This is a genomic window from Aeromonas sp. MR16 (assembly GCF_022549315.1).
GTDB lineage: Bacteria > Pseudomonadota > Gammaproteobacteria > Enterobacterales > Aeromonadaceae > Aeromonas > Aeromonas aquatica.
On sequence record NZ_JAKZFK010000073.1, the window covers coordinates 1 to 455 of the forward strand.

Here is a 455-nt window from a genome sequence, read left to right on the forward strand (position 1 = left end):
CTGGCTCCCTATAATGCGCCCCTACCAGCACGGCACAACACGCCGGACTGATGAGCCAGCTTCCTCGTGAAGTAGGCGCCGAAAGAAAAGCGAAAACAACCGCTTGACTTTCGAAGTGAGGAGCGTAATATGCGCCTCCTCAACGCGATAAGCGTGACGCTCTTTAACAATTTGAATCAAGCAATCTGTGTGGGCACTCACAGCATCGACCATCAAAATTAATTTTTGATTTTCAATGTCTGGTGAAGTGACCAAAACGACTTGTTAGCAATAACAAGCCGAACAGTTTATTTCAGCAATTCATTGAGCCGCTGAATGTCGTTACTTAGGTAATGGCACGACGCAAACAAACTTAAATTGAAGAGTTTGATCATGGCTCAGATTGAACGCTGGCGGCAGGCCTAACACATGCAAGTCGAGCGGCAGCGGGAAAGTAGCTTGCTACTTTTGCCGGC

General features: G+C 47.7%; 1 rRNA gene. It reads left to right on the forward strand.

From position 1 onward, the window contains the following. Window positions 1–354: 354 nt before the first annotated feature. A 16S ribosomal RNA gene (locus MM194_RS21785) occupies window positions 355–455 on the forward strand; the annotation flags it as partial.